This window comes from Empedobacter sp. UBA3475, assembly GCF_002378465.1.
Lineage (GTDB): Bacteria > Bacteroidota > Bacteroidia > Flavobacteriales > Weeksellaceae > Empedobacter > Empedobacter falsenii_B.
Window position 1 is genome coordinate 26,258 of sequence record NZ_DFRA01000043.1, and the last position, 14,506, is coordinate 40,763.

At 30.2% G+C, this 14,506-nt stretch carries 9 protein-coding genes; 6 read left to right on the forward strand and 3 right to left on the reverse strand.

All coding sequences use genetic code 11. The features are described 5' to 3' along the window. Positions 1 to 61 precede the first annotated feature (61 nt). Both B3I31_RS09965 and B3I31_RS09970 read left to right on the forward strand, forming a co-directional pair. Positions 62 to 2,380 (forward strand): hypothetical protein, encoded by a 2,319-nt coding sequence (locus tag B3I31_RS09965; RefSeq protein WP_291072385.1) that lies wholly within the window; start codon positions 62 to 64, stop codon positions 2,378 to 2,380. 3 nt (positions 2,381 to 2,383) lie between these two features. After that, positions 2,384 to 2,788 (forward strand): SRPBCC domain-containing protein, encoded by a 405-nt coding sequence (locus B3I31_RS09970; RefSeq protein WP_291060696.1) that lies wholly within the window; start codon positions 2,384 to 2,386, stop codon positions 2,786 to 2,788. Between the two features lie 42 nt (positions 2,789 to 2,830). On the opposite strand, the gene B3I31_RS09975 is transcribed toward B3I31_RS09970, so the two are convergent. After that, a complete protein-coding gene (locus tag B3I31_RS09975; protein WP_286495775.1) occupies positions 2,831 to 6,553 on the reverse strand; it encodes a metallophosphoesterase in 3,723 nt (1,240 codons plus the stop codon). A 24-nt stretch (positions 6,554 to 6,577) separates the two neighbouring features. Between B3I31_RS09975 and B3I31_RS09980 the strand changes: the two genes are divergently transcribed. After that, positions 6,578 to 7,771 carry a Pycsar system effector family protein gene (locus B3I31_RS09980; protein ID WP_219034917.1) on the forward strand — a complete coding sequence of 398 codons (1,194 nt, stop codon included), beginning with the start codon at positions 6,578 to 6,580 and terminating at the stop codon, positions 7,769 to 7,771. Here the strand turns inward: B3I31_RS09980 and B3I31_RS09985 are convergent, their stop codons facing one another. Further along, complete coding sequence (locus B3I31_RS09985; protein WP_291060698.1) at positions 7,772 to 8,239, reverse strand: DUF6265 family protein; 468 nt, start codon at positions 8,237 to 8,239, stop codon at positions 7,772 to 7,774. Positions 8,240 to 8,402: 163 nt separating this feature from the next. Between B3I31_RS09985 and B3I31_RS09990 the strand changes: the two genes are divergently transcribed. Next, a complete protein-coding gene (locus tag B3I31_RS09990; RefSeq protein ID WP_291060700.1) occupies positions 8,403 to 10,211 on the forward strand; it encodes a chloride channel protein in 1,809 nt (602 codons plus the stop codon). A gap of 51 nt (positions 10,212 to 10,262) precedes the next feature. Here the strand turns inward: B3I31_RS09990 and B3I31_RS09995 are convergent, their stop codons facing one another. After that, a complete protein-coding gene (locus tag B3I31_RS09995) occupies positions 10,263 to 11,102 on the reverse strand; it encodes a GNAT family N-acetyltransferase (protein WP_221855927.1) in 840 nt (279 codons plus the stop codon). Positions 11,103 to 11,691: 589 nt separating this feature from the next. Between B3I31_RS09995 and B3I31_RS10000 the strand changes: the two genes are divergently transcribed. Together B3I31_RS10000 and B3I31_RS10005 are read left to right on the forward strand one after the other, a co-directional pair. Then, positions 11,692 to 13,017: a DcaP family trimeric outer membrane transporter gene (locus tag B3I31_RS10000; protein ID WP_125349837.1), complete on the forward strand. Its 1,326-nt coding sequence runs from the start codon at positions 11,692 to 11,694 to the stop codon at positions 13,015 to 13,017. Between the two features lie 15 nt (positions 13,018 to 13,032). Next, positions 13,033 to 14,415 (forward strand): MFS transporter, encoded by a 1,383-nt coding sequence (locus B3I31_RS10005; RefSeq protein WP_125349838.1) that lies wholly within the window; start codon positions 13,033 to 13,035, stop codon positions 14,413 to 14,415. The last annotated feature ends 91 nt before the right edge of the window (positions 14,416 to 14,506 follow it).

Sequence of the window (14,506 nt, forward strand, 5' to 3'; positions counted from 1 at the left end):
TAAAAAAATAATAACTTGAAGACTGCTTTATTAGTAGTCTTTTGTTATTTTTAAATAATATATGAAAGAAAATTTTATCGATAAATTACCCCTCAAAATTATTTACTCGTTCCAATCGCTGATTGAAGAATTAGAACGATCTGAATACAACTTTGGAGAGTTTAAAGCTTTTTTAGAATATCTGAAAGCTACTCGACCAGAGTTGATTGATGGTGTTGAAACATTTGAAGATTTTCAGAAAATTATTAAAGATGTTGAGCCAATTATTGAGAAAATTATTCCTAAACCATTTGTAAAATATAATTTAAAAGCGATAACTTTTCCTTTTTCTGACAAATTTATTTTTGCAACAGATCGACTTAAAGAGTTGATTGATAATAATGAATCACGACTAAAATTCAATTTTGAAGATTTAGATTATGATACATTATATAAGTTTTGTTGTTGCTTCATCTTATCGAAATATTATCATAAAAATTTAGATTTTAATCTATCAAATCAGTTGGTGATAGACAATCAAAATGGCTACAGAATTTATCTTGGGACTGATATAAACCATGATTATTTTCGTATTTATCCATCCGAAGATAAATTTAAATTGACTGAAGATGAAATTGAAGAGTTGTTGAATAATTATGAAGATACAGCTTTGTGGATGAGAAAAATTCCAATTGGATCGTGGATTGCAAAAGGGTTTAATCTTGTTTCATTTTTTGATAATACGACTGAAATTGCACTTTCTAACTTAAAATCTAAATTATTATCTTATGGGGAACCTTTTAATATTGTTCGAAATGATATTATTTCTGCATTAAAATCTATTTTTAGAATCAATAATTTAGAAGTCGGTTTTTCAGCTTATAATTCCGATAAAAATCAATTAGAAATTAGTCATTTATTACAATTGAATGATAGTTTACTGATTGATAATCATAAAAAAATAAAACTGAATGAAGTTTTTTGTGCTGATTTAGAGAACAAAATATCGAAATCAGATTATTATGTTGTTTCTAATATTGACGCAGCTTTGGACAAGTTTCCACAAGATAAAATGTTGAGAATGGCAAATGAATCTGGTCTGAAAAGTTTGATTCTTTATCCATTGAAAAACGGAAAATCTCATTTAGGTATTTTAGAAATAGGCTCGAAAGAAGCTGGAGTTTTCAATCGAATTAATGCAAACCTTTTACGCGAAATCACGCCTCTTTTAGAAGAATCTATTTATCGCTATACGGTTGAGTTTGAGAATCAAATCAATGCTTATATACAAACCGAATATACGTCGTTGCATCCAAGTGTAGATTGGAAATTTAGAGAAAAAGCTCGCGAACATATATTGCATCCGGGAAACACAAAACAAAAATCGCAGATTTCTTTTCAAAATGTATATCCAATTTATGGTGAATTGGATGTGAGAAATTCATCTGTGATTCGAAATCAATGTTTAAAAAAGGATTACACGAATCAGATCAATTACTTAATTTTGATTTGTAACGAGTTATATAATCGTACAAAAAAGAATAAATTTTTGGATTATAGTGACGATTTGACTGATTTTTTGCAACGAATAGATAATGTAGATAAAATCTATTTTGAAAGTGAATTATTTGATTACATTACGTTGCATGTTCATCCTGAAATTCCCAAATATGTAAAGGATGATGAGAAATCAATTATCGAAGAATATCTAAAAAAGTTAGATTCTACAACAGGATTATTTTATGTAGAACGTAAAAAATTTGACCAAACAATTGTAATGACAAATTCACTTTTGTCGAACAAATTAGATACTTTTCAGAAAGATGCTCAAGATGTATTTCCGCATTATTACGAACGTTTCAAGACAGATGGAATTGATTATAATTTGTATGTTGGACGAAGTATTGCACCATTCAAAAAATTCTCTTATCAAAATATTCGTGAAATTAGATATTGGCAACTACAGGCGATGATTTCGATGGAGCAATCGTATAAAGAAATTCAGAAAAAAACACCGCTAAAAGTTGAGGTTGCTTCGTTGGTTTTTGCAACGAATACAACTTTAGATATTTTGTTCAAATTAGATGAGAAACGTTTTGATGTTAATGGCTACAACAATGCAAAATACGAAATAATCAAAAAAAGATTGAGTAAAGCTTTTGTGAAAGGAACAAATGAACGAATCAATTTGCCACATAAAATTTGTATTATATATACCGAAGATATTCTAAAAGAAGAATATACAAATTATATCAATTTATTAATTGATAAAAAGTTTTTGAAAAAGGATATTGAGTATTTAGAAATAGATGATTTGCAAGGTATAAGCGGTTTGTTGGCAATTAGAGTTTCGATTAATTATAAAAATAAACTCGAAAAATATACTAAAATAGAAGAATAAAGAATGGAAAAAGATGATGTATTGCTTAATATTTCGATAGATAGTACTGCCGAAAATATTTGGAAAGTTTTGACAGATGAGCAAGCGTTTAATGAATGTTTTGAAAATATAAAAATGACTTGTAATGAATGGAAAGTAGGAGAGAAGATAAAGTTTGTAACGCTAAAAAATAATGAAACGTTGGTAGATGAAGCTTTGATTACATCTATTATGGAGAATGAACGTTTGCGATATAATTATAAAAAACAAAATACAAACCATGAGATTGAAGTAATCTTTAATTTAAAATTTTCGGGTAATTTTACTTATTTATCAATTCAAGGAAAAGATTTTGCGGATGATTTTGAACGCTCACATTCAGAAAATGCTTGGATAAATATGATGCAAGCAATTAAGAAATATGTATAAAAAAAATAACCTTCAAATTTTTGAAGGTTATTTTTTTATATGTTAAAATCCGAAATTCAAACCAAAAACGATTCGCCCTGGATCTTCACCTTTAAAGTATGAAACTGTTGCGGTAATAGATTGTGCTCCGTTTATCCAAAGTCCACCACCCATAGATGAATGCCATTTATTTGAGTCTTCTCCGTTTAACCAAACTCGTCCATAATCAGCTCCAACAAAAAGACCTAATCGAAGTGGAACAACAGCTTTGAAACGTAAAGCATCAAATCGTAAATCAGATGTTTGTAAGAAAACTTTGTCTCCTGCAAAACGACCTAATCGATAACCACGTAAATCCTGATCTCCACCTAAATTAGCCATTTGATAGAATTCCATAAAATTACCCCAAACTGCTTTACCTTTTAGCATAGAAGCAACTGTTAATCTTCCATTTGCAGAAATTTTATGTGTGAAACCTAAATTAAGTTCGGTATAAAAATGATTACGTTCAAAATCTGTCAAATTAGAAATCCACTTTGCATTTGCTAAAAATGTCATGCCTAATTTTGGCAATGATTCGTTATCGTAATTTTTGAACAAATATTTAGCTCCAATTTCTCCGAAATGTTGTCCTTTGAAAACGTCTCTATTAATTGATGGGAAATCTTCGACGATACGATCTTTATTCTCTTCAATCTTTTTGTAACTATAAATTGCAGAAAAATCTAAACGACCATTGTTATTCATAATCTTGAAAATAGACGGTCCAATGCTATAACTTTCTAATCGAACACGGTTATAATCCATTCCAATTTCTTCTTGATTATTCACGGTCTCGTTTCCTAAACCAAAGAAATTTGTACTATAAGTCGGGCTCGTGTAAGCTGCATTAAGATCTAAATTCCACTTACCCAACGCTTTTGTAAACGTTCCTTTATATTTGGCATCCCAACCGCCTGTCGCAAAATAATAACTTAATTGCAAATTGTGACGTTGCGAATATGGTTTACGATCAAAACCGTTGACAGTGTAGGTTGGCGATAAACCAATTTTTATTCCGTCATCAGGATTGTAGCCAATATTAGGTAACATAGTAAAGAAATTATACATCGGTTGTTTGTAATCGTATGTATTAACCTCGTAATCGTTGACAAAATTTTTCGATGTTAAAAAGGTAGATTCTGATGCATCACTTCCGTTTGCGTAATCATATACTTTTACTTTTGCAGAACGCTTTACTTCGTATATATCGTCATCTATTCCACCAATAATACGAACTAAAATAGCGTTATTTGGCTTTCCTTCAACCTTGAATTTATCTTTTCCGTTTAATCCATATAAACGAATTTCTTTCGTTTCTTTTTTATCAAAATCTTCATCAAGAATTAAAGTTCGATCTTGTCCTGAATAGATTTTTACATTTGTTTTTCCCTTTGGTAAACGAGTGATCACAAAATCTTCATCTTCGTTTGTTCCTTTCAGAATGATTAATTTGCGAAGAACTTTATTATATTCTTCTGCAAATTTTTCTAATTTAGATTTTCGGGCAATAAGATTATTGATTACTTCTTGATCGTATTCTTGTTTTGTTTCTTCAGGAATTAATTCAAATGATTGTTTGATATAATCATCACTCAAATTATCTTGAATATATTTTGCTTCTTTTATCCATAATTCAAGATCGGATGATTCTAAAATGGCTAAATCCAATGGATAAGGTTCTCTATTGAACCATTTTACATTTTTGATGTCATCTTTATAATCTTGCATATGTCTCAAAGGAGGAATTTTCATAATTAAATGAAAGAAAAGTCCATCATAACGTGGAAATGCTTGATCTCTATCGCGTGGAATTGGTTTATAAACAGTTTGTTTATTCTCTTTGTAAACGCCCCAACGCCATTGGTCAGAATGTCGATCCCAATCTCCAACTAACATATCAAAAAGTCGTGCACGAATGTAGGCTTGCTTATCCACGACAACATCTTTGTTTTTGTGAATCGCAGCCAACATATCATCTGTGCTAACAATATCTTTTGGTTTTCCGAAAACACCGTCTTGATATCCGGACATTGGTCGTTCTTCTATCATGTATAATTCATCACCAAAATTCTCATTATATGCTTTCAAGGCTTCTTGTTTTGGAACGTAATATAATTTTGGCGTAGAATGCATAATATTGATTGGTTTCATCAAATTAGCAACTGTTAATGGATAATATGGATGATTGGTTGTATAGAAATCCATCAAAAATTTCTCTGTGAAAGAATCTTCAAATTCATCTGCAACATATTTATTTTTAAATGCTACTTGCTGAATGAATTGCGTGGCACTTTTCTTCACCGAGCGCATATTGTATTCTTCACCTTTTGCATTTGCCAATCGTAAACTTTGCGTTTGATGTCCACCACCCATTCTAACAGGGGTTAAACCTCCATTTAGTTGACTTAAATTAACAGTATTAGCAGTAATTGTTTGTCCATATGTTCGACGATAATGACGACCAAAAAAGAATTTATACGGATCAGATTTACGTGTAACGTCTAATGGATATACACTTGTTTCTTTCGTTTTTGGCATTTTTTTATCATCATAAACTTGTGCCAAATATTCCTTTTTCTTTTCTGTAATTTGTTTTGTTAATAATAATTCGATTCCATCGTCTTTAAAACCATAGAAATTAGCTTTAGAAGCGCCATTATCATATAAATCTAGTACAACAAAACCATTATCTCCGTAAGAAAAATCGTTTTTACCAACCGCTTTTGCAGATTCTTTTTTAGAACCAGAACCGCTGATAATTTGTTTGACATTGTTTTGTTGAATATATTGCAAGTTGTGATCGTGTCCAGAAACAACAATTACATTATTTCTATTTTCGATAAGTGTTGCAATACGAGAAGCCATTTCTCTGTATTTGAAATTATTAACATCTTGAGGACTAAGACCTGTTGTACTTCTTAATAAATTAATAAAAGATCCGATTACCGGTAATGGAACTTTGAAATTATCTCCTAATGGATAAAACTGTTTTTTGAAATCAAATTGTCCACCATGTGTTCCGTTCGAATATAGCGGATGATGCATTGTGATAACAGTTGTTCTGTTTTGATATTTGTTCAACTGCGATTCTAATTCTTCGAAGAAAGCTTCTCGCGATTTGATATCACATTTTTCATTTAGACCAGGATGTTTGTCCCAATCTTGCAAATACCATTCAGAATCTATCGCAATAATTCCGATACTATCATTTACATTTATTTTATCAATTGGACACGCATCTTTTGGTAAAAATGATTTTTTATTACCCAATTGTTTTTTGACTAATTTTTCTTGTTCTTTTAATCCTTTTACACCATTTCGCCAATCATGATTTCCTGGAATAAAAAGGGTTTTTCCTTTAAATTCTTTCGCTAAATCAATCTGAAATTGAAGTTTCTCTCTACTTGTTGTATATTCAGCTTTTGTAGAATCCGTTACAATTCCATTTTCGTAAACATTATCACCTAAAAAGAAAAGATAAGAAGAAGAGTCAGCTTTCGCTAATTGATTCTTTAAAATTTCTAAATTTTGTTTATTTTTTGGTTGATCAAGATCTCCTGCATCGCCTATTAAATAGATAGATTGAATTTTATTTCCTTCTACATTTTGTACTTTTTCTGTCTTAATGTTTTTCCCATATTGAGGATGTTGCGTAGCGCAAGATGTCATATAAAGGCAAGAACCTACTAAAGCCAAAAAAGGATAATTCAATTTTTTGTTGTTTAGTGTTGGTAATAATTTCATACATTTAAGCGTTAAAAACTTGTGATGAACCAATTGTTATTAAATATAGAAAACTATGTTTTCAATCTGTTCAAAGATAATCTTTCTTTAGATTTTACGTATCATAATTTTATGCATACCGTAAAAGTTGTAGAAGCAATAAAAACGTTGTCTACTGATGAGCAAATATCTACAGATTTACGAGAAAAATTATTAATAGCGGGTTGGTTTCATGATACGGGTTACACAAAAATCGTGCAAGGGCATGAAAGTGAGAGTGCAAACATTGCAAAAGAGTATTTGATTGAGCATAATTTTGACGAAAATTACATCAAAGAAGTCCAAGATTATATTTTAATCACAGCGCTAAATAATGTTCCAAAAAATATAGGTGAAGCAATTGTAAAAGATGCAGATAACTATCATTTAGGACAAACTGAATATCCTAAAATTTCTGAGTTATTACGTGATGAAATAGCTAAAATATGTCACAAAGAATTTTCTGATTATGAATGGCATGTAGAGAATAGAAATTTTTTTCTAAACATACATCATTTTTATACGGATGCCGCAAAAAAGCTTTGGCAGAAAGGAAAAGAAGAAAATTTGATCTTTACCCAAAATAAAATCAAAGAGATAGAGTTGATTGGTGATATTCCCAATAAGTATGAAATCAAGAAAAAGAAAAACGATAAGATTCAACAACCAGATCGTGGTGTTGATACACTTTTTCGTGTAACGTTGAACAATCATACTCGTTTAAGTGATATTGCTGATAGTAAAGCCAATATTTTATTGTCTGTAAACGCGATCGTGATTTCGATTGCACTTTCTACTTTGGTTCCAAAGTTAGGAAGTCCAAAGAATGAGTATTTACTTTTACCTTCAATTGTAATGCTTTTATCAAGTGTTGTTTCAATTATTTTTGCAATTTTAGCAACTAAACCAAATGTAACATACGAAAGTTTTAACGAAGAAGATGTCAAAAACAAAAAAGTGAATTTGCTTTTCTTTGGTAATTTTTATCAAATGTCACTTGAAGCCTACGATGATGCTATGCAAGAGTTGATGAAAGACAGAGATTATGTATATACTTCTTTGACAAGGGATTTGTATTATTTAGGAAAAGTTTTGGAACGAAAATATCGTTTGTTAAGCATAACCTACACAATTTTTATGATTGGAACTATTTTATCTGTTCTAACGTTTGCTTACGCGATGATCACAAATGTTGCTTAATTATTTTTTTACTTTTTCAAAAGTAAAAGCAATTTTACTTGATTCATCATTGCTAATTTCAGCTTTTAACTGATGACCAATTTTCCAATATTTGATAAGTTTAGGAAAATCATTCTCTTGATTTTCTAATGTAAACGAATTTCTATCAGAATTGATTAACTCAAAATCAGTTGTCTCTTTTTTAGTTTTGTCCAAATTAACTTTCAATATCCATTTATCATCAATCTTTGTGATAGTAAGATGTTCCTGCGAAATTGTATCATTATTTTTGATTGTAAATCCGCAACCTAAAAAAGTGTTTTTATCAACTTTTTTCCAGTTTTCATACGTTTTTCGATCAGGTTTTTCATTCGTCCTAATCCATTCTCCAACCAAAAAATCAAAACTTGGTTTATCAGCAGAAGTTTTAGTTGATTCGCAAGAATTCAGAGAAAAAATAAATAAAATTAGAAAAGTAAATTGTTTCATATTGGTGTGTTTAATAGTAAACATAATCAATTTGAAATAGTTAAAATGATAAAAACGATTTTTTCTTAAAAATTTTATTCTTTTATGTATTATTGGTTTACTTTTTGTGTAATTCGTGGCAATTAAATTAGGCAATAAACAAAAGGTACACTATTTTTGGAGTATGCGACTTTCTACAAAACAAAAGTTTTTTCAATATATTAAAAAATCATTTAATTTTTTTCAAAACTTGTTGAACTTGTTAAAATTAGTTTTATCAGAGCGACAATTTTTGTATTTATCGTGTATTTTGGTAGCTATTTCATCTGCTTTTGCAGTGATTGTGCTAAAAACTTTTGCGCACAATGTTTTTCAATTTACTATTTATATTAATAATTTAGTCAAACTGCCTTACATCAATAGTATATTACCAGTTATAGGTATTTTGTTGACGGTTTTTGTAGTGCAGAAATTTTTGGATGGTTCGATAGAAAAGGGAACTTCTCAAATCATGATTGCTGTAGCTAAAAAATCTGGAATAATGCCTAAAAAACAGATGTATGCTCAGATTTTAACGAGTTCCTTAACAGTTGGTATGGGTGGTTCGGCTGGTTTAGAATCCCCAATTACAATTACTGGAGCAGCTTTTGGTTCTAATTATGCACAATATTACAGATTCAAGTACAAAGAAAGAACATTACTATTGGCTTGTGGTGTTGCAGCTGGGATTGCGACTGCATTTAACGCGCCAATTGCAGGTGTTTTGTTCGCGATAGAAATTGTATTAGCGGATATGAGTGTTACTGCTTTTATTCCTTTATTGTTATCTTCTGCAACAGGGGCTTTAATTGCTAATTTAACTTTAAAAAGCAATATGTTATTATCCTTTCGTTATGCGTTAGGATTTGATTATCATAATGTTATTTTCTATGTTATTTTGGGTGTTTTGGCGGGGTTTGTTTCTGTTTATCATGCTCGATTATTTCGTAAAGTAGAACATTTGATAGGAAATTATTCGGATAATGTATATTGGCGAGCGATTGTTGGAGCGGGAAGTTTAGCGATATTGATTTTCTTTTTTCCAACTTTATTTGGTGAAGGTTATGAGAGTATAAAATATTTAGCAAATGATGAAGCGGGTTTTATTTTAAATAACTCTTTATTAGAGAGTTTTAGAACCAATCAATGGATAGTTTTAGGATTTGTTTTTGTCACAATTTTAATCAAATCTATTGCAACAGGTCTAACTTTAGGAAGTGGAGGAAACGGAGGAAACTTCGCGCCATCATTATTTGTTGGATCTTATCTTGGTTTTGTCGTTGCAAAATTTTTTAATTTAATCGGTTTCAAAGAAGTTCCTGTTGGTAATTTTACAGTTGTTGGAATGGCAGCTGTTTTAAGTGGATTGTTTCACGCCCCATTAACAGCAATTTTCCTAATTGCCGAAATTACGGGAGGTTATGGATTAATTATTCCCTTAATGATTGTTTCTTCGATAAGTTTTGCAATTTCAAAACGATACGACAAATATTCGATGGATATATACGCAATAGCAGAAAAAGGAATTGTTTTTACATCTGATAAAGACCGAAATTTGTTTAATAAAATTGATTTGTTTTCGATTTATATCAAGAATATCAAAACATTGACGGTTTACAATTCAATTGAAGATATAAAAGAAATTTTTTCTACTACAACACAAGATTTTATTCCAGTCCTCAATGAAGATAAATCGATTCATGGAATTATAGTTTTAGATAATATTCGATCATTTATTTTTAATGATAATATTGATAAAAGTTACTTAGAATGTATAACAGAAGCAACTTCGACATCTATTTTTACGAATGCTGCTAACGTGATGAAAATGATGGAAGCAAAAAAAATAGATTATATTTTACTCACTAAAAAAGGTAAATTTGAAGGTTATGTAACCGAAAGTTTATTATTAGAAAGTTATCGAAGTAATTTGAATAAGTTGAGAATTGAGTAGAAATATTTGAATATAATATACAAAAAAAGCCTCTTAAATAGAGGCTTTTCATTATAATTCTTTTTTCATTTCGTATTGTTTGTCGTACAATTCTAATCCCATCGATTGAATAAAATCATTTGTAGAGATTTCTCTTTCGTCAACATTAATCATTTTAATCTCTTTATTTTTCAAATCGCTGAAAAGGATGGAAGCTAAATAACGATTTCTATAATCGTGATGAACACCAAATTGATAAATACGTGTATTATTTTTGTTGATAATTTTGTAAGCAACTAAAATTCCATCTTCATAAATTCCATTTATTTGACAATCTTCGATGATATTTTTTACACTTTGAATATCATTTTTCCAAGTAGGTTTTATATCCCAAAAGTTTTCACTTGTAATCAAATCTAAATCACTAAATTCTATAATTTCATGTAATGGATTTACGACCAAAATAGGAATTCCTTTATAACTGTTTAAAGTTCTTGTTTTTTCGAAACCACAAGCTTCATAAGCGTTAATAGCAAAATCATTTTTAATATTTACTTCTAAAAATATGTTTTTTACTTGTTGTTCTTTCAATTTTGGAAAACTAAAATCTAACATTTGTTGTGTGATTTTTTTTCCACGATGTTCAGGACAAACGCCCGTTCCACCAATATAAGCTGTTTTTACTTCGTTATAATTTCTAATTCCATAAAGTAAAAAGCCAACTAATTTTCCATCAATACTAGCACCTACAGAATAATCTAGATTGATATCTTCCATTTTTAATTTTCCCTGAAATTGTTCAGTTGAAAGATTGATAGAAACGTAATAATTTTGATAAGAAAGATTATATAAGGCTGATAATTCTTCCAAATCAACATGATTTAATGAGTGTATTTCAATGTTTGTTTGCATAGCTGTAATTTGCAAAGCAAAAATAGCCCCAACATTTAAGTTTTTTCTAAAAAAAATCTTAAAAAATTAGTAAAGATTGAATTTTATTTGAACTATGTAATCCGAATTTGATAAAAATATAATTTATTTAATAATATTGACTGAATAATTATACATAAATTTTAAAAATAGTGTAGAGGATGGTAAATAGAATTAAGAAAACTTCTTTTTTTTATGATTTAACATAAGCTTATTATTGATTATGCTGAAGAAAATTCTGTAATCAATAAATTTGCATACATTTTTAAAACTAAAACTACGAGAGAAGTCTAACTTTCTCCTCATTTGTTGAAACAATTATTCTTCTCTCGATTTTTTTTGAAAAATACTCCTCGAAGAATTCAAGTAAAGTGTATTTGTTACACTAATTAAAATACCAAATTCTCAAAATTTCTTTCCAAAACTTATTTCAAAATATCTATTTCTCAAAAAATATTTAAACATATGATGAATTTAATAAAGCTTTGAAAAATTATTAAAAAATGATTAACGAACATTTGTTAGTTTTTTTCTTTTGATTATTTTAGTCGTTCAAATTATCACAAAAAAAATGAGTAAAAATTTAACAAAATTGGCTTGTCTAGCTATATTTTGCAGCTATAGCTATGTCTCTGCTCAACAGAAAACGACAGATAGTGTGGTTGTAGAAAAAGTAGAATTAATACAACCAAGAGAAAACAAAGACAAAGTTGATGTGCAGTTTTATGGATTTATCAGGAATGATATTTTTATGGATACGCGTCAAATGATTGGAGCAGGAGAGGCTTTGGTTCCGCTTTATCCAAAAGATCGTTTATCGGATGTAAACGGTGCTGATATCAATGCAGCTTCTAAATTTCACATGTTATCGATTGTTTCGAGAGCTGGTGTTAATTTGAAAGGTCCAGAATTACTTGGAGCTAAAACTTCTGGTATTTTAGAGGGAGAATTTTTTGGAGCAACAGAAGGAGGAATCAACGAGTTTCGTTTGCGTCACGCATATGTGATGTTGGATTGGGAGAAAACGCAATTAGGGATTGGACAATATTGGCATCCTTTCGTTGTGTTAGAAGCTTTGCCAAATGTTGCAAATTATGGAACTGGTGCGCCTGTTTATGCTTTAAATCGTAATCCTCAAGTTCGTTTAACGCATAAATTCACAGACAAATTTAAAGTTATTGCTGCTTTACATTCTCAACGAGATTTTACTCCAAATACAGAGCCCTTTCGAAATAGTGGAATGCCAGCGGCTCATCTTCAATTTCAATATAAATCACAAGTTTTTACTGCCGGAATTGGTGCGCAATATGAAAATTTGAAGCCAAAATTATCTTCAGGAAATCCTCCTGTTAAGTCTAATGAACGAGTTGAAAATGTTTCGTTTATGGCTTATTCTAAGTTAAATACAAAACCTTTACAAGTAACTTTCGCTGGATATTTGATGCAAGATGCGTCGTCTTTTGTACAACTTGGTGGAATTGTAGGATATCAAACAAGTCCGACGGCTGTTGAAACATATAAACCAATGAATACGCATAGTATGTGGATTGATTTGCAACAAAACTCAACAGGTAAATTTTCGTTCGGACTATTTGCAGGTTATGTTAGAAATAATGGTGTGAAAAATCCAGTAGAAGGAGCAATTGCATCAATATCTTATGGTGTAACGACAAATTGGGGCGCAATTTCGGCAACTCCAGGTACACGCACTGTAAATTATTTGTACAAAGTAGTTCCTCGTTTAGATCTTACCTTAAGCAAAGCCTTAAAATTTAGATTAGAATATGATCGAAGCACAGCGCAATGGGCAGATGCGACGATAAAAGGTACGGGAACCGAAAATAAATATTTAGCAAATAACAATAGATTTCAACTGACAACATTATTTAACTTCTAATATTACACAAAAAACATGAGTACAAATACTTTAGATACTTCGCAAACAGTAGCGAAGAAGGATAATATTTTCCAAATTATTTTAGCATCATCTGTCGGAACCTTAATCGAATGGTACGATATGTTCTTGGCAATCATCTTAGCTAGTGTATTATCAACACAATTATTTCCTAACGATGGTTCGTCGCATTTCTTAGAAACACTTGCAGTAGTGGTTTCATCATTTATGTTCCGTCCGATTGGATCATTAATTTTTGGAAGTATTGGAGATCGTATTGGTAGAAAATATTCATTCTTAGTTTCTTTAATTATGATGGGAGCAGCTACATTCTTGATTGGTTGTATTCCAACTTTTGATAGTGTAGGTTGGTTTGCTCCTGTTTTATTATTGTTTTGCCGCATTATGCAAGGACTTGCAATTAGTGGAGAATATGCAGGTGCTGTAATTTATGTAGCAGAACATGCGCCAGCAGAGAAGCGAGGATTTTACACAGGGTTTATTCAAGCAACTGTTCCAATTGGATTATTATTATGTTTAACAGTTGTTTTCTTAACACAATCATTTTTATCAGAAGAGGCTTTTGCAAGTTTCGGATGGAGGATTCCATTCTTATTTAGTGGAATATTAGTGATTTTGAGTTACTTTATTCGTCAACGCTTACATGAAAGTCCAATTTTTGAACAATTAAAAAAAGAAGGAAAAACATCTAAAACTCCAATTAAAGATGCTTTTACAACTCCAGGAAACGTAAAGTTAATGTTAAAGGCTATTTTTGGAGGAAATGCGGCGCAAAGTACAATTATGCAAACAACGTTATTCGTTACGCTTTTCTTCTTACAACGCGCAGTTAACTTACCTTACGAAACAGTTTTAATTGTTGTTTTATGTTCTACATTATTTAGTTCATTTTTCTATCAATGGTTTGGTGCATTAAGTGATAAAATTGGTCGTAAACCTGTTATGTTAGGTGGAATGATTTGTAGTTTTATCTTAATTCCATTATCATTTTTTTTGTACATGAAATTAGGAAATCCTGAAGGATTGAAAGAAGTTCATGATATTTCGAATTTAGCAGTTTTAGGAATTGTAGTTGTAAGTTTAATTACTTCAATTGCAGGAGCAGCAACATATGGTCCGCTTGGAGCTTTTATGTTAGAAATTTTCCCAACAAAGATTCGATACACTAGTATGGGATTTGCACAAAATATGGGAAATGGATTTATTGGTGGAGCAACAACTTTTGTAACGGAATTAATCAAAAGTACGATTATCGTTTCGGCTGCTATGTCGCCTTATATTGGATTAGCTTATCCATTGATATTAATCTTTATTGCGATTTTAGTGAATTATTTTACAATTCCAGAAACATACAAAACAGATTTAACAGAAGATAATTAAAATCAATAATAGACAAAATGTAAAAATCCTTCAAGTAATTCTTGAAGGATTTTTTTAGAGGAATTAAATTTCAATGCAAAAAAAATCCACT

What these genes read in the sequence shown, in the direction of transcription:
- B3I31_RS09985 (WP_291060698.1), bottom strand. Translation starts at nt 8,239, where the DNA reads ATGAAACAATTTACTTTTCTAATTTTATTTATTTTTTCTCTGAATTCT.
- B3I31_RS09980 (WP_219034917.1), top strand. Translation starts at nt 6,578, where the DNA reads ATGAACCAATTGTTATTAAATATAGAAAACTATGTTTTCAATCTGTTC.
- B3I31_RS09965 (WP_291072385.1), top strand. Translation starts at nt 62, where the DNA reads ATGAAAGAAAATTTTATCGATAAATTACCCCTCAAAATTATTTACTCG.
- B3I31_RS09995 (WP_221855927.1), bottom strand. Translation starts at nt 11,102, where the DNA reads ATGCAAACAAACATTGAAATACACTCATTAAATCATGTTGATTTGGAA.
- B3I31_RS10005 (WP_125349838.1), top strand. Translation starts at nt 13,033, where the DNA reads ATGAGTACAAATACTTTAGATACTTCGCAAACAGTAGCGAAGAAGGAT.
- B3I31_RS09975 (WP_286495775.1), bottom strand. Translation starts at nt 6,553, where the DNA reads ATGAAATTATTACCAACACTAAACAACAAAAAATTGAATTATCCTTTT.
- B3I31_RS09970 (WP_291060696.1), top strand. Translation starts at nt 2,384, where the DNA reads ATGGAAAAAGATGATGTATTGCTTAATATTTCGATAGATAGTACTGCC.
- B3I31_RS09990 (WP_291060700.1), top strand. Translation starts at nt 8,403, where the DNA reads ATGCGACTTTCTACAAAACAAAAGTTTTTTCAATATATTAAAAAATCA.
- B3I31_RS10000 (WP_125349837.1), top strand. Translation starts at nt 11,692, where the DNA reads ATGAGTAAAAATTTAACAAAATTGGCTTGTCTAGCTATATTTTGCAGC.